The 18,185-nt window shown below is 74.5% G+C and carries 20 protein-coding genes; 6 read left to right on the top strand and 14 right to left on the bottom strand.

All coding sequences use genetic code 11. From position 1 onward, the window contains the following. The first annotated feature begins 38 nt into the window (after nt 1-38). Together ACYVOF_RS10570 and ACYVOF_RS10565 are read left to right on the top strand one after the other, a co-directional pair. Nucleotides 39-1,562 (top strand): MFS transporter, encoded by a 1,524-nt coding sequence (locus tag ACYVOF_RS10570; protein WP_460866274.1) that lies wholly within the window; start codon nt 39-41, stop codon nt 1,560-1,562. Nucleotides 1,563-1,647: 85 nt separating this feature from the next. Beyond that, nucleotides 1,648-2,028 carry a DUF1801 domain-containing protein gene (locus tag ACYVOF_RS10565; protein WP_460866273.1) on the top strand — a complete coding sequence of 127 codons (381 nt, stop codon included), beginning with the start codon at nt 1,648-1,650 and terminating at the stop codon, nt 2,026-2,028. A 7-nt stretch (nt 2,029-2,035) separates the two neighbouring features. Here the strand turns inward: ACYVOF_RS10565 and ACYVOF_RS10560 are convergent, their stop codons facing one another. The 3 genes from ACYVOF_RS10560 to ACYVOF_RS10550 are packed head-to-tail and all read right to left on the bottom strand — an operon-like array spanning nt 2,036 to nt 3,981. Beyond that, nucleotides 2,036-2,890, bottom strand: a complete 855-nt coding sequence (locus tag ACYVOF_RS10560; RefSeq protein WP_460866271.1) for an NAD-dependent epimerase/dehydratase family protein — start codon at nt 2,888-2,890, stop codon at nt 2,036-2,038. Nucleotides 2,891-2,938: 48 nt separating this feature from the next. Beyond that, on the bottom strand, nt 2,939-3,466 hold the full coding sequence (locus tag ACYVOF_RS10555; RefSeq protein ID WP_460866269.1) for a DUF1697 domain-containing protein: 528 nt from the start codon (nt 3,464-3,466) through the stop codon (nt 2,939-2,941). A 29-nt stretch (nt 3,467-3,495) separates the two neighbouring features. Then, nucleotides 3,496-3,981, bottom strand: a complete 486-nt coding sequence (locus tag ACYVOF_RS10550; RefSeq protein WP_460866267.1) for a GNAT family N-acetyltransferase — start codon at nt 3,979-3,981, stop codon at nt 3,496-3,498. An 89-nt stretch (nt 3,982-4,070) separates the two neighbouring features. On the opposite strand from ACYVOF_RS10550, the gene ACYVOF_RS10545 reads away from it, so the two are divergent. Next, nucleotides 4,071-4,634 (top strand): DUF305 domain-containing protein, encoded by a 564-nt coding sequence (locus ACYVOF_RS10545; RefSeq protein WP_460866266.1) that lies wholly within the window; start codon nt 4,071-4,073, stop codon nt 4,632-4,634. A 19-nt stretch (nt 4,635-4,653) separates the two neighbouring features. Beyond that, entirely contained in the window at nt 4,654-5,415 is a 762-nt protein-coding gene (locus ACYVOF_RS10540; RefSeq protein ID WP_460866264.1) for a putative protein N(5)-glutamine methyltransferase, read from the top strand. A 31-nt stretch (nt 5,416-5,446) separates the two neighbouring features. On the opposite strand, the gene ACYVOF_RS10535 is transcribed toward ACYVOF_RS10540, so the two are convergent. Together ACYVOF_RS10535 and ACYVOF_RS10530 are read right to left on the bottom strand one after the other, a co-directional pair. Then, nucleotides 5,447-5,959: a PaaI family thioesterase gene (locus tag ACYVOF_RS10535; protein ID WP_460866262.1), complete on the bottom strand. Its 513-nt coding sequence runs from the start codon at nt 5,957-5,959 to the stop codon at nt 5,447-5,449. After that, the gene (locus tag ACYVOF_RS10530; protein WP_460866259.1) at nt 5,956-6,474 is read right to left on the bottom strand and encodes a winged helix-turn-helix transcriptional regulator; all 519 of its coding nucleotides are present in this window, start codon (nt 6,472-6,474) and stop codon (nt 5,956-5,958) included. Before ACYVOF_RS10530 ends, ACYVOF_RS10535 begins: the two co-directional genes overlap by 4 nt. A gap of 171 nt (nt 6,475-6,645) precedes the next feature. On the opposite strand from ACYVOF_RS10530, the gene ACYVOF_RS10525 reads away from it, so the two are divergent. Beyond that, nucleotides 6,646-8,034: an MFS transporter gene (locus ACYVOF_RS10525; protein WP_460866314.1), complete on the top strand. Its 1,389-nt coding sequence runs from the start codon at nt 6,646-6,648 to the stop codon at nt 8,032-8,034. Nucleotides 8,035-8,041: 7 nt separating this feature from the next. Here ACYVOF_RS10525 and ACYVOF_RS10520 read toward each other — a convergent pair whose 3' ends face one another. From ACYVOF_RS10520 to ACYVOF_RS10485, 8 genes are all read right to left on the bottom strand, one after another. Then, nucleotides 8,042-9,085, bottom strand: coding sequence for an alpha/beta fold hydrolase (locus ACYVOF_RS10520; protein ID WP_460866257.1), 1,044 nt, complete (start codon nt 9,083-9,085; stop codon nt 8,042-8,044). Continuing rightward, nucleotides 9,082-10,107, bottom strand: a complete 1,026-nt coding sequence (locus tag ACYVOF_RS10515; protein ID WP_460866255.1) for an aliphatic amidase — start codon at nt 10,105-10,107, stop codon at nt 9,082-9,084. Before ACYVOF_RS10515 ends, ACYVOF_RS10520 begins: the two co-directional genes overlap by 4 nt. A gap of 25 nt (nt 10,108-10,132) precedes the next feature. Next, complete coding sequence (gene fmdA, locus ACYVOF_RS10510; protein WP_460866253.1) at nt 10,133-11,386, bottom strand: formamidase; 1,254 nt, start codon at nt 11,384-11,386, stop codon at nt 10,133-10,135. A 30-nt stretch (nt 11,387-11,416) separates the two neighbouring features. After that, nucleotides 11,417-11,701: an FmdB family zinc ribbon protein gene (locus ACYVOF_RS10505; protein ID WP_460866252.1), complete on the bottom strand. Its 285-nt coding sequence runs from the start codon at nt 11,699-11,701 to the stop codon at nt 11,417-11,419. A 67-nt stretch (nt 11,702-11,768) separates the two neighbouring features. After that, a complete protein-coding gene (locus ACYVOF_RS10500; RefSeq protein WP_460866250.1) occupies nt 11,769-13,493 on the bottom strand; it encodes a purine-cytosine permease family protein in 1,725 nt (574 codons plus the stop codon). 193 nt (nt 13,494-13,686) lie between these two features. After that, nucleotides 13,687-14,379, bottom strand: a complete 693-nt coding sequence (locus tag ACYVOF_RS10495; protein ID WP_460866249.1) for an FAD-binding oxidoreductase — start codon at nt 14,377-14,379, stop codon at nt 13,687-13,689. After that, nucleotides 14,372-14,983 carry a sulfite oxidase-like oxidoreductase gene (locus tag ACYVOF_RS10490; protein WP_460866247.1) on the bottom strand — a complete coding sequence of 204 codons (612 nt, stop codon included), beginning with the start codon at nt 14,981-14,983 and terminating at the stop codon, nt 14,372-14,374. Before ACYVOF_RS10490 ends, ACYVOF_RS10495 begins: the two co-directional genes overlap by 8 nt. A gap of 39 nt (nt 14,984-15,022) precedes the next feature. Next, nucleotides 15,023-16,075, bottom strand: a complete 1,053-nt coding sequence (locus ACYVOF_RS10485; protein WP_460866246.1) for an alpha/beta fold hydrolase — start codon at nt 16,073-16,075, stop codon at nt 15,023-15,025. Nucleotides 16,076-16,217: 142 nt separating this feature from the next. Here ACYVOF_RS10485 and ACYVOF_RS10480 point away from each other — a divergent pair, with 142 nt between their 5' ends. After that, a complete protein-coding gene (locus ACYVOF_RS10480) occupies nt 16,218-16,670 on the top strand; it encodes a nuclear transport factor 2 family protein (protein WP_460866244.1) in 453 nt (150 codons plus the stop codon). Here the strand turns inward: ACYVOF_RS10480 and ACYVOF_RS10475 are convergent. Then, complete coding sequence (locus ACYVOF_RS10475; RefSeq protein WP_460866313.1) at nt 16,664-18,178, bottom strand: glycerol-3-phosphate dehydrogenase/oxidase; 1,515 nt, start codon at nt 18,176-18,178, stop codon at nt 16,664-16,666. The genes ACYVOF_RS10480 and ACYVOF_RS10475 overlap by 7 nt on opposite strands. Nucleotides 18,179-18,185: the final 7 nt, after the last annotated feature.

Raw genomic sequence — 18,185 nt, 5'->3', positions numbered from 1 at the left:
CCATCCGCTTCACCCATCATGACTGAGAGCAGGTCCTCGTGCCAACCGTCACCCCCCACGCGGCCACCCCGCGTCCCCCCGCCCCGAGCTCACCCCCGCGCCGGGCCACCCGCCGCACGCGGCTGCTGGCCCACCCCTCCGTCGCGCTCGCCGCGATCCTCACCGTCCAGCTGATGGTCGTGCTCGACGTCAGCATCGTGAACATCGCCCTGCCGGACCTGCGCACCGCTCTCGGGTTCAGCGCGACCGACCTCTCGTGGGTCGTCAACGCCTATGCCCTGTCCTTTGGCGGGCTGCTCCTGCTCGGCGCCCGGGCGGGCGACCTGCTGGGCCGCCGACGCACCCTGGTCGCCGGCGTCGCCCTGTTCACCCTCGCCTCCCTGGCCGGTGGGCTCGCTGAGAGCGGCACCACGCTGCTGGCCGCCCGCGCGGTGCAGGGCGTCGGCGCAGCGCTGGCCTCCCCCTCGGCGCTCGCCCTGCTCATGACGGCGTTCCCGTCACCCCGCGAGCGGCTGCGCGCGCTGGGCCTCTACACCGCGGTGTCCATCGGCGGCAGCGCCGTGGGCCTCGTCGCCGGTGGCGCCCTCGTGCAGTGGGCGTCGTGGCGGTGGATCTTCTTCGTCAACGTCCCCATCGGTCTGGTGCTGGTCGCGCTGGTCCGGGCGGTGCTGCCGGAGACGGAGCGTCGGCGCGGGCAGTTCGACGCCGCCGGGGCGCTGACCTCCACGGCGGGGATGACCGCCCTGGTCTACGGCTTCGTCACCGCCGCCTCGCACGGCTGGGCGGAACCGACCACCGTCACCTCTTTCGCCGCGGGCGTCGCGCTGCTCGGTGTCTTCGTCGCCGTCGAGCGGCGTGCGCAGGCCCCGATCGTCCCGCTGCGGCTCTTCGCCGACCGCAACCGCTCCGCCTCCTACGTGGGCCGGCTGCTGCTGGTGGCGGGGATGATGGGGATGTTCTTCTTCCTCACCCAGTTCCTGCAGAACGTGCTGGGCTACAGCGCGATCCGCGCCGGGCTGGCGTTCCTCCCACTCACCGTGGTGCTGTTCGCCGCCTCGCAGCTCAGTGCGCGGGTGCTCGTCGAGCGGCTCGGGGCCAAGCCCCTGATGGTCGGCGGCATCGCCCTCTCGACGACCGGCCTGCTGCTGCTCACCCGGCTCTCGGAGACCAGCTCCTACGCCGAGCTGCTCGCGACGCTGGTGCTCTTCGGCGCGGGCAACGGGCTGGCCTTCGTCCCGCTCACCGCGGCGGCGCTGCACGGGGTCGACCCCGCCGACGCCGGCGCGGCCTCGGGGCTGGTCAACGTCATGCAGCAGGTCGGCGGCGCGCTGGGTCTCGCCGTCCTGGTCACGGTGTACGGCACCGCGTCCAGCCACGCGGGCGTGGTCCCGGGGGCCGGACCGGCGCTGCAGGCGCAGCACGCTTTCGTGGTCGGGGCCGACCGGGCCTTCCTTGCCGCGGCGACTTTCCTCGCCCTCACCGTCGTGCTGGTCGCCGCCGTGGTCCGCTCCCCCGCGGCCCCCGGCACCGGGGCCGCGCTGCCCACCGCCGCCGAGCACTGACCGACCCCTCGACGCCCCGCCCCGGCGTGCACCACACTCCGGGGCGGGGCACCGGGGTCACCGGGCGGCGGCGGGAGGAGCGAGCGTGGCGGACAGCGGGAAGATCGACGAGCTGGTGGCCACCCACCCGGACTGGCGGGGTGAGACCCTCGCCGCGGCGCGGCGGGTGATCCTGGCCGCCGACCCGGGCATCACCGAGCACTGGAAGTACATGGGCTCCCCCGTGTGGGAGCTCGACGGACCACTGGTGGTCGGCAACATCTTCAGGACCAAGGTCAAGCTGGGCTTCCAGCACGGCGCGTCGCTCGACGACCCCGCGGGGGTGTTCAACGGCGAGCTGGGCGGCAACCAGCGCCGCTCCTACGAGCTCGGCGAGGGCGACGTCCTGGACGAGGCCGCCCTCGACGGCCTGGTGCGCGCGGCGGTCGCTCGCAATCGCGCCGCGCGGGCCGCCCGGAAGCGCTGACCGCGGGTCACCGGGCGGTTGCGAGCTCGTCGACCAGCGACCGCGCGGTGGGCTCCCAGCCCAGCTCGGTGCGGGCCTTGGCGCCCCGACCCTGCTGGTCGAGCAGCAGCGCCTCGGCGAAGCCCTCCCCCAGCCGCCCGGCGGCCTCCTCGGCGCTGCCGGGGACGACCGACCCGTCCGGGCCGACGGCGGCGAGACCCAGCTCGCGGACGGTGGGGCTCTGCCCGCTCACGCCGATGTAGGTGCCTCCGGTGGACCGCTCGAGCGCCAGCAGGTACAGCGCGGCGAGGTCGGTGGTGGCCACGGTGGTCCAGTGCTGCTCGCCCGAGCCGATCAGCACCAGGGCGCCGTCGTCGTCGCGCGGGCCGTCGGCCAGCATGCGGGTGATGCCCTCGCCGCCGGGCCCGTAGACGATGCCCGGGGCCACCAGGGTGGCGCGGACGGTGGAGCCGAGGACCTTGGCCTCGGGCCCGGCACGCCACGCGGTGATGGCGGGCGGCGACTGCGGGTCGTCCTCGGTGATGTCCTCACTGTCGCCCCACACCCACGCCCCGCCGGTGTGGACGTAGGGCTTGTCGGTGCCCCCGAACGCCGCGATCACGGCGTCGGTGACGGCCTCGTCCATGCCCGGGCCCTGGTTGTCGGCGGCGAGGTGCACGGCGCCGTCGACGCCGCGCAGGGCGTCGGTCAACCACGCCACGTCGGTGATGTCGCCGACGAGCGGCTCGGCGCCCGCGGCGCCGACCGTCTCGGCCGACGCCTGGCTCCGCACCGCGGCGACGACGTCGTGCCCCGCCGTCCGCAGCGCCGTGAGGGTCGCCGACCCGATGAGTCCTGTTCCGCCCGTGAGAAGGATGCGCATGTCGGCGTCAACGCGCGGCGCGGGGTCGCTCTTCCCGGGGGGCGCCGGTCAGAGACGGGTGACGAGCCGGCGTAGCATCGTCGTGTTCCGGGCGGTGGTGGGCACGCCGGGCAGGGCGTCGCGCCACTGCTTCGGCCCGAGGGTGGTCTCCACCGACCGGTCGTGGATCAACCAGTGCACGTCGCCGCCGCGCACCGCCACCTCGTCGCGGTGGTTCGACATCGCCTCGACGGCCGCCCGCTGGGCGGCGTCCAGGGGCGTCAGCGGCAGCAGCACGAAGTGGGTGTCGCCCGGCGCGACCTCGCCCCAGGGCCGCTCGGTGGCCAGCGCGCGGACCTGCTCGGCGGTGCGCACGAAGGTCGTGATCTCGAAGCCCCACTCGTCCTCCAGCGCCGCCCGGATGTCGCGCTCCAGGGTGGTGGCCCGGCGGCGGCTGGTGAGCAGCAGGTTCCCGCTGGCGACGAAGCTCGAGACGTCGTCGAGGCCCAGGCCGACGAGCAGCTCGCAGGCGCGGGCCATCCGCACGGTGCGCCGACCGACGTTCACCGCGCGCAGGAAGGCGACGTACCGCGCCACCACCCGATCCCAGCACAGCGGGACGGGGATCAGAGGACGAGCTTGTAGCCCACGTGGGAGTCGGTGAACCCCAGGCCCTCGTAGAACCGGTGCGCGTCCTCCCGGGCGCGGTCGGAGGTCAGCTGGACCAGCCCGCAGCCGCGGCCGCGCGCCTCCTCGACGGCCCACCCGAGCATGGCCGCCCCCAGCCCCCGGCGTCGGTGCGACCGCGCCACGTGCACGCTCTCCAGCTGCGCGCGGCGGGCGCCGCGACGGGCCAGGCCGGGGATGACGGTGAGCTGCAGGGTGCCCGCCAGCACCCCGTCGGCCTCGGCCACGACGAGCAGCTGGTGCGGGTCGAGCTCGATCTCGGCGAGCGCGCAGGCGTAGGCGGGCAGGTCGTCGGCGTCCTCGCGGACCGCGCTGACGGGGTCGTCCACCAGCATCGCGACCAGGTCGGGCAGGTCGGCCGGGGTGGCCCGGCGCAGCACCGCCGACGTGCCGGCGGGCAGGGTGAGGACCGACGAGTGCTCCACCGACCTACCGAACCACCCGGCGGGCCGCCGTGGGGGTCGGGGCGGTGATCGACCGGCGGCGACGCCCGGTGGGGACGACCATCGGGGGCATGCCCCGCCGCACCCCGCTCGCCGCCGTGCTCGTCGCCCTCGTCGTCCCCGCCGTCGCGCTGGCCGGCTGCTCCTCGGGCGGGGACGCCCCCGCGTCCTCGGCGCCGACCTCGACGGCGGCCGACGCGGCGTTCGTCCGGCACATGCTCCCCCACCACGAGCGGGCCCTCGAGGTCGGCCGCCTGGCGCTCGAGCGGGGCTCCGACCCCCGGGTCCGCGCCTTCGGCCAGCGGATCCTCGACGAGCAGACCCCCGAGCGTGACGCCCTGGCCGGCTGGGTCACCACCCTCGGCCTCACCCCGGAGCCCGGGGACGCCGCGATGGCCGACGGCTACGTCGACGACGCGGCGCTGGCCCGGCTGCGGACCGAGGCCCAGCCGGCCTTCGACCGCGACATGCTGCTCGCCTCCGCCGACAGCGAGACCGGGGCCGCCGCGATGGCGGCCCGGGAGCTCGACGCCGGCACCTACGGTCCCGCGCGGGCGCTGGCGACGAACATCGCCACCGCGCCGCAGGGCGAGATCCCCCAGCTGCGGGACCTCGCCGCCCAGCTGCCCGGGTGAGCGGGGCTAGCGTCGGCGTGTGACCCCGGCGGAGGTGGTGGACCGGCTGCGCCGCGCGGGGTGCGTGTTCGCCGAGGACGAGGCGGCGCTGCTCGTCGAGGCTGCCCGCGGTGGCGCCGGGCTGGAGGCGCTGGTGGCGCGCCGGGTGGCGGGCGAGCCGCTCGAGCCGCTGCTGGGCTGGGCGGCCTTCGACGGGCTGCGGGTGCCGGTGGCGCCCGGGGTGTTCGTCCCGCGACGGCGCACCCGGTGGCTGGTGCGCGAGGCCGTGCGGCTGGCCCCGCACGCGCGCCTCGTCGTCGACCTGTGCTGCGGCAGCGCGGCCGTGGCGCTCGCCCTGGCCGCCCGGCTGCCCTCGGCGCGGGTGCACGCCGCCGACGTCGACCCGGCCGCGGTGGCGTGCGCGCGGCGCAGCCTGCCCGCCGCGGACGTGCACCTCGGGGACCTCTACGCGGCGCTGCCCGACGCGCTGCGCGGCCGCGTGGACGTGCTCGCCGTGAACGCGCCGTACGTGCCGACCGACGCCATCGCCCTGATGCCGCCGGAGGCCCGCGACCACGAGGCGCGGGTGGCGCTCGACGGGGGCCCGGACGGCACCGACGTGCAGCGGCGGGTCGCCGCCGGCGCGCCGGAGTGGCTCTCCCCCACCGGGGTCCTGCTCGTGGAGACCGGTGCGGACCAGGCGGTGCGGACCGCCGACCTGGTCACCGCAGCGGGGCTGCACGCGGTGACGACCCGCTCCGAGGACCTCGACGGCACCGTCGTGCTCGGCACGCGGCGCTGAGGGCCACCGGCACCGGCACCCGGTGCGGTCCTCAGCCCGGCGGCGGCAGGACGAACACCAGCAGCGTGCTCGTCGCGGTGGCCACCACGGTGCCGGAGGCGTCGCGCACCTCGCCCTCGGCGAAGGCGACGCGTCGCCCCGGCTTGACCACCCGTCCGGTCGCGGTCAGCGTCCCGCTGCGCGCCGTCACGGCGGCGAGGTAGCTGACCTTGAGCTCGAGGGAGGTGTAGCCGATGCCCTGGTCGAGGGTGGTGTGCACGGCGCACCCCACGACGGAGTCGAGCAGCGTGCACACCAGCCCGCCGTGCACGATGCCGATCGGGTTGTAGTGCGACTCGTCGGGCTCGCAGGCGAAGACGACCTCGCCGCGCTCGACGCGGGTCACCGTCATGCGCATCAGCTCGGAGATGGGCGGCGGCGGGATCGTCCCGTCCGCCAGGGCGCGCATCGCCTCCAGCCCGGGCAGGCCTGCCGCCGCCGCGGCCGCGGCCAGCGGGTCCTGCCAGCTCACGGTCCGCGAGCGCACCCGCTCGGGGGCGCTCACGCGCCGGTCCCCGGCTCGGGCCGCACCTCGTGGACGGCGTCGTGGGCGTGCTCGGCCGCCCCGGTCCGGACCAGCGCGAAGCCGCCCGCCCCGGTGCGCTCGCCGCACGTGCGGCACCGCCACTCCCCGACGACCTCGTGGCGGTCGCCGTCCGCGCCGTGCACCGCCCGCACGGGGACCTCCTGCACCGCCCAGCGGTCCCCCCACTGCCGCAGCGCCTCCAGCACGGGCACCAGGCCCCGGCCCGACGCGGTCAGGTGGTAGTCCGACCGGGGCGGGTGCTCGGAGTAGGGCCGCCGCTCGAGGATGCCCGCGTCGACGAGGCGGGCGAGCCGGTCGGCCAGCCGGTCCCGGGGCGCCCCCGTCCCCCGGACGATCTCGCTGAAGCGGTGGTTGCCGAAGAGCACCTCCCGCACCACGAGCATGGTCCAGCGGTCGCCGACGAGGTCCAGGGCCGCGGCAGCCGAGCACGCCCGGCCCGGCAGCGCGTCGGGGTCGATCAGGTGGGTCTGCACCGGAGCAGGTTTGCACATCAAACCGACCTCGCGCTACCGTCCCGTCGGTCGGTCCGACTCTCCTACTCACCCCCCCCCCCCCGTGAGGTCACCGTGGCACTCGTCGACCCCGCCGAGCCGAGCACCACCGAGCCGAGCACCGCCGCGGCCGACGTCCGGGAGGAGCGTGGCGTGCGCCCCGGCGCCGTCCTCGCGGTGCTCTCGCTGGCGGCGTTCATGGCCAGCCTCGACCTGTTCATCGTCAACGTGGCGTTCGACGACATCGGCCGGGACCTGGCCCGCACCGCCGGGGCGATCTCGCTGTCCGACCTGAGCTGGGTGCTCAACGGCTACGCGATCGTCTACGCCGCCCTGCTGGTGCCCCTGGGCCGGCTGGCCGACCGGTACGGCCGCAAGCGCGGGTTCCTCCTCGGGCTCGCGGTGTTCGTGCTGGCCAGCGCGGCGTGCGCGGCGAGCCAGGGGCTCTGGGCCCTGGTCGGGTTCCGGCTGCTGCAGGCCGCGGGGGCGGCGCTGCTGACCCCGACGAGCCTGGGCCTGCTCGTCGCCGCCACGCCGGTGGCGGAACGGGCACGCGCGGTGCGGATCTGGGCGGCCACCGGCGCGCTGGCCTCCGCCGCCGGCCCCGTCGTGGGCGGCCTGCTGGTGGCCGCGTCGTGGCGCTGGGTGTTCCTGGTCAACCTGCCCATCGGCGTGCTGGCGATCGTCGCGGCGGTGCGCCTGGTGCCGGACGTGCGGGAGGACCGCAGCGGGCCCGTGCCCGACCTGCTGGGCGCCGCCGTGCTGGCCCTCGGGATCGGGGCGCTGACCCTCGCCCTGGTCGAGGGCCCGGAGTGGGGGTGGGCGAGTGCGGGCGTCCTCGGCGCGGCCGTGGTCGCCGTCCTCGGGCTGGTCGTGTTCGCCCGGCGCTGCGTGACCCACCCGGCGCCGGTGGTCGAGGCCTCGCTGCTGCGGGTGCGGGCGTTCGCCTGGTCGAACCTCACGTCGCTGGTGTTCAGCGTCGCGTTCGCCGCGTCGCTGCTCACCCTGGTGCTGTGGATGCAGACGGTGTGGGGATGGTCGGCGCTGCGGACCGGGCTCGCGGTGGCGCCGGGGCCGCTGATGGTCCCCCTCTTCGCCGTGGTCGCCCAACGGCTCTCCCGCCGCGTCCCGGTCGGGTGGATCGCGGCGGTCGGGTGCGTGCTGCTCGGCGCCGGCGCGGTGCTGGTGGCGGTCTCGGTGGGGCCCGACCCGAGCTACGCGGCGACGGTGCTGCCCGGCTGGCTGGTGGGCGGGGCCGGGGTGGGTCTGGCCCTGCCGACCATCCTCGGCTCGGCCACGCTCGACCTGCCGGCCGACCGGGCCGCGACCGGGAGCGCGGTGGTGAACATGGCCCGCCAGATCGGCTTCGTGCTCGGCATCAGCCTGCTCGTGGTGCTGCTGGGCAGCCCCGTCGGCTACGCGTCGGCCCACGCCGGGTTCCAGCGGGTGTGGTGGGCGCTGGCGGCCGTGTCCGCGGTGGCCGCGGTGGCCGCGCTCGGGATGACCCCGCGCACGGCCACCGCTCCGGACCGAACCCCGTAGACCCTCCTCAGACCTCCGTGGCCAGCAGCTCCGTCACCGCGGCGTCGATGACGTCGGTGTCCACGGGGTTGGCCCCGCCGCCGGCGAAGTGCCCCCACACCCCCGGGATCACCCGTACCTCGCCACCGGGGATGAACTGGCTCGCCCAGTGCTCGTCCTCCGGCGGGAAGTAGAGGTCCTTCTCCGCCGGTATCGCGACGAGCCTGGCGCGGATGGACCGCAGGGCCGCCTCGGTGTCGCCGTCGAACCCGGGGGTGTTCCCGACGTCGGCGTGCTGCCAGGTCCACAGCATGGTCAGGAGGTTGTTCGCGTCCCGGTCGTCGAGGAAGAAGCCCTCCCAGAAGCCGACGAGGAAGTCCTCCAGCGAGGTGAACCCCAGGCTGCGCCACTGCTCCTGCCAGTAGAAGGCCTGTGAGAAGCCCCAGCCCGCGTAGACCCGGGCCGCCGCCCGCAGACCCCGCTTCGGCTGGGAGGAGTACCGGCCCCCCGCCCACGCCGCGTCCGCCTCGATGGCCGCACGCACGCTCTCCAGGAAGACCTCGTTGTGCGGCGCGGTGCGTGGGGACCCGCAGAACGGCAGCGCGCGCGGCACCATCTCCGGGTGGCTGACGCACCACTGGTAGGTCTGCCCGGCGCCCATCGACCAGCCCAGCACCAGCGCGAGGCGCTCGATGCCGAAGTGCTCGGTGACCAGACGGTGCTGCACCTCGACGTTGTCGTGCATCGTGACGTCGGGGAACCGGTCCGCGTCGAAGGGCTCGGCCGCGGTGCTCGGCGACGTGGAGAGCCCGTTGCCCAGCATGTTCGGCACGATGATGAAGTACTTCTCCGGGTCCAGCCCGCGGCCGGGCCCGATGAGCCACTCGTTCTCCCAGTGCCGCCCGGAGTACCACGTGGGGTAGACGATGGCGTTGGACCGGTCGGCGTCGAGCTCGCCGTAGGTGGTGTAGGCCAGGGTCGCGTCGCGCAGCGTGGTCCCGCACTGCAGCTCGACCCGCTCGAGGGGGAACCTCTCGTAGGCGTCCCGCGAGCCGTGCAGCGGCGCGCTCACTCCCCCGGCCTCGGGATCCCGGCCACCGGGGTGGCCTCGGTGCCGATGGTGGGCCGGGTGATCTCCTCCACCTGCTTCTGGGCCAGCGCCGGGTCCGTCACCCAGGTCCGGTAGAAGTCGAAGGGGCAGTCCGCGATCCCCTTGTCCCCGTCACCGGACTGCACCACGCCGGTGTAGCCGCGGTGCAGCAGCTTGAACAGGTGGTTCTGGGACTGCCAGTTGGCCCGGGCGTCCCGGATCGCCGACACCGAGAGCTCGGCGTACTGGATGCCCATCTCCTCGGTGCCGCACTCCCCCAGGGTGCGCCCGTCGAACCCGATCACCGAGGAGTGGCCGAAGTAGGAGTACACGCCGTCGAAACCGGTCGCGTTGGCCACGGCCACGTAGCAGTTGTTCATCCACGCCATCGCCTTCGCGACCAGGACCTGCTGCTCCTTGGCCGGGTACATGTACCCCTGGCAGCGCACCACCAGCTCGGCGCCCTTCATGACGACGTCGCGCCAGATCTCGGGGTAGTTGCCGTCGTCGCAGATGATCAGCGAGATCTTCATCCCCTTCGGACCGTCCACGACGTACGTGGTGTCGCCGGGGTACCAGCCCTCGATGGGTGTCCAGGGCATGACCTTGCGGTACTTCTGCACGATCTCGCCCTGGTCGTCGACGAGGACGAGCGTGTTGTAGGGGTTCTTCTCCCCGGACTCGTTCTTCTCCCCCGTGAGCGAGAAGACCCCCCACACCCCCGCCTCCCGGCAGGCGGCGGAGAAGATCTCGGTCTCGTCGCCGGGGACGCTCGACGCTGTCGCGAACATCTCCTCGCGGTCGTACATGATCCCGTGGGTCGAGTACTCCGGGAAGACGACCAGGTCCATGCCGGGCAGGCCGGTCTTCATGCCCTTGAGCATGTCCGCGATCTGGCGCGCGTTGTCCAGCACCTCCTCCCGGGTGTGCAGCCGGGGCATCCGGTAGTTCACGACGGCCACCCCCACCGTGTCGGGGCTGGCGCTGATGTCTCCGTGTCGCATGTCGGGCCTCTCGTGACGGGGCGGGTCAGAAGCTGGAGCGGGGCACGCCGATGCCGGGGTCGATCTGCACCGGCCCGGACGCGGACGGGGTGAGGTCGATGTCGAAGATCGCCGTCGGCAGGTACACCGTGGAGCAGGAGTTGGGGATGTCGACGACCCCGGAGAGCCGGCCCTCGATCGGCGCCGCGCCGAGGATCATGTACGCCTGCTCCGGGGTCCACCCGAACTTGGTCAGGTAGTCGATGGCGTGCAGGCACGCCTGCTGGTAGCTCAGGTGCGAGTCGAGGTAGCGCTGCTCGCCGTCCAGGGTGACCGACGTGCCGGAGAAGGCCAGCCACTGGGAGTACTGCGGGTCGGTGTTGCCGGGCATGAAGATGGCGTTCTCGCGGACGCCGTAGGTGTCCATGCCGCCGGGGATGACGTCGACGTGCAGGTCGATGAACCCGCCCATCTCGATCGCGCCGCAGAAGGTGATCTCCCCGTCGCCCTGGGAGAAGTGCAGGTCCCCCATGGAGAGGTTCGCCCCGTCGACGAACACCGGGTAGAAGACGCGCGTCCCCTTGGTGAAGTTCTTGATGTCCTGGTTGCCGCCGTTCTCCCGGGGCGGCGCCGTGCGTGCGGCCTCGCCCGCCACCCGGTCGAACGCCGCCCCGGTCAGCGAGCCGAGGATCGCCGAGTCGGGCTCCGGGGGCAGGGCCAGTGGCGGCACGCGCTGCGGGTCGGTGGCGATGAGCGCGCCCTCGCGGGCGTTCCACGTGCGCAGCAGGTCCGCCGACGGTGCGGTGCCCATCAGTCCGGGGTGGACTATGCCGGTGAAGCTGACCCCGGGGACGTGCCGGGAGGTGGCCTGCTGGCCGCGGAAGTCCCAGATCACCTTGTACGCGTCGGGGAACTGCTCGGTGAGGAACCCTCCCCCGTTCTGCGTGGGGAAGATGCCGGTGTACCCCCAGCCCTGCCCGGCCAGCGGGCCGGAGTCCTCCTGCGGGATGGGTCCGAGGTCGACGATGTCGACGACGAGCAGGTCCCCGGGCTTGGCCCCGGTGACGTGGAACGGCCCGGAGAGCACGTGCACCGAGTTCAGCGGCGCGTCGCGGATGTCGTCCGCCGAGTCGTCGTCGTGGATCGCCCCGTCGAACCACTCCCGGCAGTGCACCCGGAACGTGTCCCCGGGCTTGACCGTGACCGGCGCGGGGATGTGGGGGTGCCACCGGTTGTGGCCGGTGAACACCTGGTCGGTGAACTTCTTGGACGAGTCGAGGGGGAAGACGAGCTCGGGCACGGTGGGCGCTCCTCGGACGGGTGGACGGGGTCAGGGACGGGGCAGCGTGCGGTGCAGCGGGTTGGTCGTCACGGGGGTGCCGCGACGGCCCGACGCCGGCGGTCGGGACACGACCTCGGGCCGGTCGGCGCTGGCCTCGGTGCGGTCGATGGCCCGCACCAGGTCCCGGCGGCCGGATCCCAGCCGCGGCGCGCGGAACACCCGGGCCGCGGTGTCCCCGCACCCCGGGCACGAGGCGCTCGGGGGCGCCTGCCCCATGGGGGCACGCAGGTCGAACGGACCGTCCTGCGGGCAGCGGTACGAGTACGTCACCACGGCGGACCTCCCACCCGGGTCGGGGTCAGCACGAGTGTGACCCCGACCCGGCCCGCGTGGGGGACGGTCACCCGGCTGCCGGGGCCCGGCCGGGCATCGGCAGGTCGACCGAGCCGGCGGGGCTCTTCTTGCACACGTCGTGGCACGCCTTGTCGAGGCTGCAGCACAGCGAGCAGATGGCGCCCTCGTGGAACGGGCAGTGCGCCATGTCGGGCCGCTCGAACTCGGTCTCGCACACCGTGCACCCCAGCAGCAACCCGGAGTTCAGCCCGTCGACCACGAGCGGCTCGGCGAGGGTGTCCTCCCGCGCCAGGTAGTACCTCCCACCCGTCGCCTTCGCGAGGACCGGCGCGAGGACGAAGGCCAGCACGAGCGCGATGTAGGGCGAGTACGCGGCGGCGTAGTCCCCGAAGGCGCCGAAGAAGGCCAGGATGGACACCACCGACGCCACGACCATGGACCCGAAGCCCACCGGGTTGACGGTGTGCAGGTGCGCGCGCTTGAACTCGATGATCGGTGGGCTCAGGCCGAGCGGCTTGTTGATGACGAGGTCCGCGACGAGGGCGCCGATCCAGGCGATGGCCACGTTGGAGTAGAAGCCGAGCACGGTGTTGAGGAACCCGAAGACGCCGAGCTCCATCAGCGCGACCGAGATGCCGATGTTGAAGAAGATCCACACGACCCGCCCCGGGTGGTAGTGCAGCACCCGGGAGAAGAAGTTCGACCAGGACAGCGAGCCGGAGTAGGCGTTGACCACGTTGATCTTGACCTGGCTGAGCACCACGAAGAACACGGCCACGGCCAGCACCACGCCGGACGGGACGAAGGTGCCCAGACCCGCCAGGTACTGCTGGATGGGCTCGGTGGCCACGCTGGCCCCGACCTGGGTGAAGATGTAGAACGCCAGGAAGGCGCCGCCGAGCTGCTTGAGCGCGCCGAGCACGACCCAGCCCGGGCCGGCGGCGAGCACGGCGGCCCACCAGCGACGGGTGTTGGCGGCGGTCTTGTCCGGCATGAAGCGCAGGTAGTCGACCTGCTCCCCGATCTGGGCGATGAGCGAGAGCGCGACGCCCATGCCCAGTCCCGCACCGAGCCAGGTGAAGGTGGACCCGGTGTCGGCGGACCCGCCGAAGCTCATCCACCGGGAGTACGCCCCCGGGTCCTGGATGGCGATGCTGACGAACGGCGCGAACATGAGGAACAGCCACACGGGCTGCGTCCACACCTGCAGCTTGCTCATCGCCGTCATCCCGAACAGCACGATGGGGATGACGACCAGCGACGCCACGAGGTAGCCGAGCCACAGCGGCATGCCGAAGCCGAGCTCGAAGGCCTGGGCCATGATCGAGCCCTCGAGGGCGAAGAAGATGAACGTGAAGCTGGCGTAGACGACCGAGGTGATGGTCGAGCCGAGGTAGCCGAACCCGCCGGCGCGGGTCAGCAGGTCCATGTCGATGGAGTGCTTGGCCGAGTAGTACGAGATCGGGATGCCGGTGAGGAAGATGGTGACCGCGGCGACGAGCACGGCCACGATCGCGTTGGTGATGCCGTGGGTGACGGCGATGGACGCCCCGATGGAGAAGTCGGCGAGGTAGGCGATGCCACCCAGGGCGGTGGAGGCGACGGTGAACTCGCTCCACCGCCGGAACGACTTGGGGGCGTAACGCAACGAGTAGTCCTCGAGGGTCTCGTTGGCGACGGCGCGGTTGTAGCTGCGGGGGCTGGTCGCCGGGGCGTCCGACGGCAGCGACGGGGGCACGAGCGATGGGCTGGACTCGGTCGTGGAGCTCATGGGTCACCTCGGGGCTGGGGAGGGTCGAGCGGCGGGCACCGTCCCGCACCACGGCGTGTCGGGGTGATCGGCTCGGCACAGCGTCGGGTGAGCACGTGTCCACCCGGGAGCCGTCGTGTGACGATCATGGGTCCTGATCCTCACCGCGCCCGAGATGACCGGTTCCTCCCAGTTACCCGAGGGTCGTTGTCGCTCAGCCGGTCTCGCCGAAGCGCTCCACCCGGACCGCGTCGGCGGACAGCCCGGCCGCGAGCAGCAGGTCGGTCGCGGCGTCGGCGAAGCCGGCCGTGCCGCACACGTAGGCCGTGCCCCGGGGGGCGGGGAGGTCGACGGCGGTGAGCCGGCCGGCGGGGCGGGTGCGGGTGGCCTCCCGGGAGAGAGCGAGCACGGCGCCCGCCGCGTCGAGCTCGTCGGCGTACGGCAGCTCGGCGCGGGTGCGGGCGGCCGCGACCACCGACAGCAGGTCGGTCCGTCCGAGGTGGACGGCGTGGCGCAGCATGGCCACGAGCGGGACGACGCCGGTGCCCCCGCCGACGAGCAGTGCCGGACCCGCACCGCGCCAGGTGAACCAGCCGCCGATCGGCCCGCGCACCTCCAGGGCGTCGCCGGGCTCGACGACCTCGGCGAGGTGCCCGGAGACCTCGCCGTCGGGCAGGTGCTCCACGCACAGCTCGACCAGCGGGTCCGACGGGGCGGAGGCCACCGAGTACGAGCGCTGCGCGGTGTAGCCGTCGGGGGCGCGCAGCCGGACGACGTAGTGCTGCCCGGGCCAGTGGTCGACCCGGTCGGGCACGTCGAGGCGCAGTGCGACCAGGCGCGCGCCGACGTCGCGCACCCCGGCGACGGTCGCGGTGCGCCAGCCGCCGGCCGGCGCCGGCTCAGTCACCGCTGTAGCGCTGCTCGCGCCACGGGTCGCCGAGGTCGTGGTACCCGTTGCGCTCCCAGAACCCCGGCTCGTCGTGGTCGAGCAGGGTGATGCGGCTGACCCACTTGGCGCTCTTCCAGAAGTACAGGTGCGGCACCAGCAGCCGCACCGGGCCGCCGTGCTCCCGGGTCAACGGCCTGCCCTCGTGGGTCCACACCAGCCACGCCTGCCCGCCCCGCAGGTCCGCGAGCGGCAGGTTGGTGGTGTACCCGGTGTGCGCGGTCACCAGGGCGTGGGTGGCGGTGGGCAGCGGGCCCGCCGCGTCGAGCAGCCCGTCGAGCCCGGTGCCGCCGAAGCTGGTGGCCAGCTTGGACCACGTGGTGACGCAGTGGATGTCGCCGTCGTAGCGGGAGGCGGGCAGCGCGTGGACGTCGTCCCACGTCCAGGTCCGCTCCGTCTCGACGAGGCCGTCGACGGTGAGCGACCACCGGTCCTCGGTCAGCCGCGGGGTCGCCTCGGCCGTGAGCACCGGCCAGCCGTCCCCGACGTCGTACTGCCCCGGGGGCAGCCGGGGGTCGCGCTCGGCGCGTCGTCGTCCGGTGAAGCCCCTCGTCGGTCCGCTCATGCCCCGCTCAACCACCCGACGGCCCGCGCTCTTCCCCGCTCAGGACGCGAGCAGCTCGGCGAGGGCGGCGTCGACCTGCTCGGCGTAGGCGGGCCCGCTCAGGCCGAACAGCGCGGCGTGGCCGTGGACGTCCTCGATGACCCGCAGCGTGCTGCCGGGCACCAGCGCCTGCTCGGCGGCGCAGTCGGGCACCGGGAAGAACTGGTCGGTGCTGATCGGCATCACCGTGGTGCGCGCGGTGATGCGTCCGAGCGCGGCGGCGAGGTCTCCCCCGGTGTGGCGGCTGACGTCACCGTGCTGCCACTTCCACGACTGCGCCACCAGGTCCGAGGCGTCCATGGGGTCGAAGTAGCCACCCAGGAAGCCGACGGCGAAGTCGTCGGCGGAGCTGAAGCCGAGCGCGCGCCAGTGCTCGTCGGTCCAGAAGTCGTTGCTCAGCACGTGCAGCGCGAACAGCCGGGCGTGCCGCTCGAGCCCGCGGCGCACGTCGACGGAGCGCTCGTAGTACCCGTCGGCGTAGCCGGGGTCGGAGGTCAGCGCGTCGACCAGCGTCGTCCCGAAGATGCGGCAGTGCTCGTAGATCCGCGCCGTGCCCGCCAGCGGCGCCGCTCGCAGCACCTTGTCCGGGAACCGCACGGCCCACTCGTAGGTCTGCTGCGCACCCATCGAGCCGCCGAACACCAGCGCCAGCTGCTCCACCCCGAGGTGCTCTCGGAGCAGCCGCTCCTGGGCGACGACGTCGTCGCCGATGCGCACGTGCGGGAACCGGCCGCGGCCGGCCGGCCCGTCGGTGGTGTGCGGGGACGTGCCCAGCCCGCTGCCGATCTGGTTGACCAGCACGACGAACCACTGCTCCGGGTCCAGCGCACGTCCGGGCCCGACGTAGGTGTCGCGCATGATCGAGTGGTTGCCGGAGTACCAGGTGGGCACCAGCACCGCGTTGTCCCGGGCCGCGTTCAGGGTGCCGAGGGTCTGGTAGGCCAGCTGCACCCCGCGCAGCGTGGTCCCCTCCTCCAGGACGAGGTCGCCCACGTCGGCGAGCTCGAAGGGCCCGTGCTGGGCCGAGGTGTAGTACGGGTTGTCGACGGCCACGGTGCCTCCTCGCTGCGGGCCGCCCCGGTGCGGCGCCTGCCGCGATCCTGCCGTGGTGTGCCGCGCGTCACAACGCCGGGGTGGGCACGCCACGCCGGGCCGCGGTGGGCACACTGGGTGGCCCGAGCATCAGGAGCCCCCCGTGCGCCCACCCGTGCCCCCGTTCGACGAGACCACCGCCCGGCAGAAGGTGCAGGCGGCGGAGGACGCCTGGAACACCCGCGACCCGGAGAAGGTGGCCGGCGCCTACACCCCGGACTCGGAGTGGCGCAACCGCTCCGAGCACGTCGTCGGCCGCGACGCGATCGTCGCGTTCCTCACCGCCAAGTGGGAGCGCGAGCAGGACTACGCGCTGCGCAAGTCGCTGTGGGCGTTCACCGACGACCGCATCGCGGTGCGGTTCAGCTACGAGTGGCACGACGCCGACGGGCAGTGGTGGCGCAGCTACGGCAACGAGAACTGGGAGTTCGACGCCGAGGGCTACATGCGCCGCCGCGAGGCCAGCATCAACGACGTGGCCATCGACGAGGCCGACCGCCGCATCCACGGCCCGCGCGGGGACGACGAGGCCGGGCAGGACCTGCCGGTCTACTGAGCCAGGGCCTGCTCGGCGGCCGGGCGGGCGGACTCCCCGTCGGCGGTGACCACGCCGAGCCGGGTGCGCCGCTCGAGCAGGTCGGCGGCGTCCAGCGCGCCCTCGCAGGCGACGCCGAACGCCAGCTCGCCCCGGGTCACGTCGGTGCCCGGCGCGACGGGCTCCGGCCCGGCCGCGTGGACCGCCGGGGCCTCGGTGCCGTAGCGCTCGACGAGTCGGCGGGGGGCGGCCACCCCGGCCAGCTCGGCGCGGCGGGCGGCCCCGACCAGCGGCAGCCGGGCGGTGCGGCAGGGCCCCGCCGCCAGCCCGCCCGCGGCCGCGGCGGCGTCGACGCCGTCCTCGGCCATCCGCCGGTAGGTGGTCAGCTTCCCGCCGACGACGCTGAGCACGCCGTCCGGGCTGGTGAGCACGGCGTGGCGGCGGGAGACGTCGGCGGTGGCCCCGCCCGCCCCGGTGTCCAGCAGCGGGCGCAGGCCGGAGTACGTGCCCAGGACGTCGCCCCGGCCCAGCGGGGTGGCGAGCGCAGCGTTGACGGTGTCGAGCAGGAAGTCGACCTCCGCCGGGGTCGCGGTGGGCACGTCGGGCGGGGGCCCGGGCGCGTCCTCGTCGGTGAGGCCGACGTGGACCCGGCCGCCGCCGGCGGGCAGCGCGAAGACGAACCGGTTCAGCTCGCCGGGCACCGGGACCATGAGCCCCACCGCGAGACCGCCGACGGCCGCCGCGGGCACCACCAGGTGCGTGCCGCGGCTCGGGCGCACCCCGATGCTGGGCACCACCTGCGCGGCCCACACGCCCGCCGCGCTGACGACCGCGCGGGCCCGCACCCGGGCGGTGGCCCCGGTGAGCCCGTCGCGCAGCAGCGCCCCGTCCCCGGTCACCTCGTGCGCCGAGACCCGGGTGAGCACCCGGGCGCCGTGGGCGGCGGCGGTGCGGGCCACGGCGACGACGACGCGGGCGACGTCGACGAGCCGCCCGTCCCAGGCCACGAGCCCGCCGCGCAGGCCGTCGCGGCGCACGGCGGGGGCGAGGGCGGCCGCCGCGCCCGGGGAGACCCGGCGCGAGCGGGGCACCGCCCCGGCCCCGGTGCCCGCGGAGCGGCGCAGCGCGTCCCCGGCGAGGAAGCCGGTGCGGACCAGGGCCGCGCCCGCCCGGCCGGTCCCCGGCAGCAGCGGCACCAGCTGGGCCATCGGGGTGACGAGGTGCGGCGCGGTCCGGGTCATGAGGACGTGGCGCTCCACGGCGCTCTCCCGGGCGATGCCGACGTCGCCGGTGGCGAGGTAGCGCAGCCCCCCGTGGACCAGCTTCGAGCTCCAGCGGCTGGTCCCCGAGGCGAGGTCGTGCCGCTCGACGAGCGCCACCGACAGGCCGCGGGTGGCGGCGTCCAGCGCGAGACCCACCCCGGTGATGCCGCCGCCGACGACGAGCAGGTCCAGCGCCGCGCCGCCGGCCACCTCGTCGAGCTCACGGGCCCGTCGCGCCCGGCTCAGCGCGCTGCCGGGGCCGACCACGTCGGCG

The organism is Rhodococcus aerolatus (assembly GCF_054783215.1).
The sequence above is the reverse complement of the archived record's forward strand: the minus strand, read 5'-3'. Positions and strand labels throughout refer to the sequence as shown.

What these genes read in the sequence shown, in the direction of transcription:
- ACYVOF_RS10515 (WP_460866255.1), bottom strand. Translation starts at nt 10,107, where the DNA reads ATGCGACACGGAGACATCAGCGCCAGCCCCGACACGGTGGGGGTGGCC.
- ACYVOF_RS10490 (WP_460866247.1), bottom strand. Translation starts at nt 14,983, where the DNA reads ATGAGCGGACCGACGAGGGGCTTCACCGGACGACGACGCGCCGAGCGC.
- ACYVOF_RS10545 (WP_460866266.1), top strand. Translation starts at nt 4,071, where the DNA reads ATGCCCCGCCGCACCCCGCTCGCCGCCGTGCTCGTCGCCCTCGTCGTC.
- ACYVOF_RS10560 (WP_460866271.1), bottom strand. Translation starts at nt 2,890, where the DNA reads ATGCGCATCCTTCTCACGGGCGGAACAGGACTCATCGGGTCGGCGACC.
- ACYVOF_RS10500 (WP_460866250.1), bottom strand. Translation starts at nt 13,493, where the DNA reads ATGAGCTCCACGACCGAGTCCAGCCCATCGCTCGTGCCCCCGTCGCTG.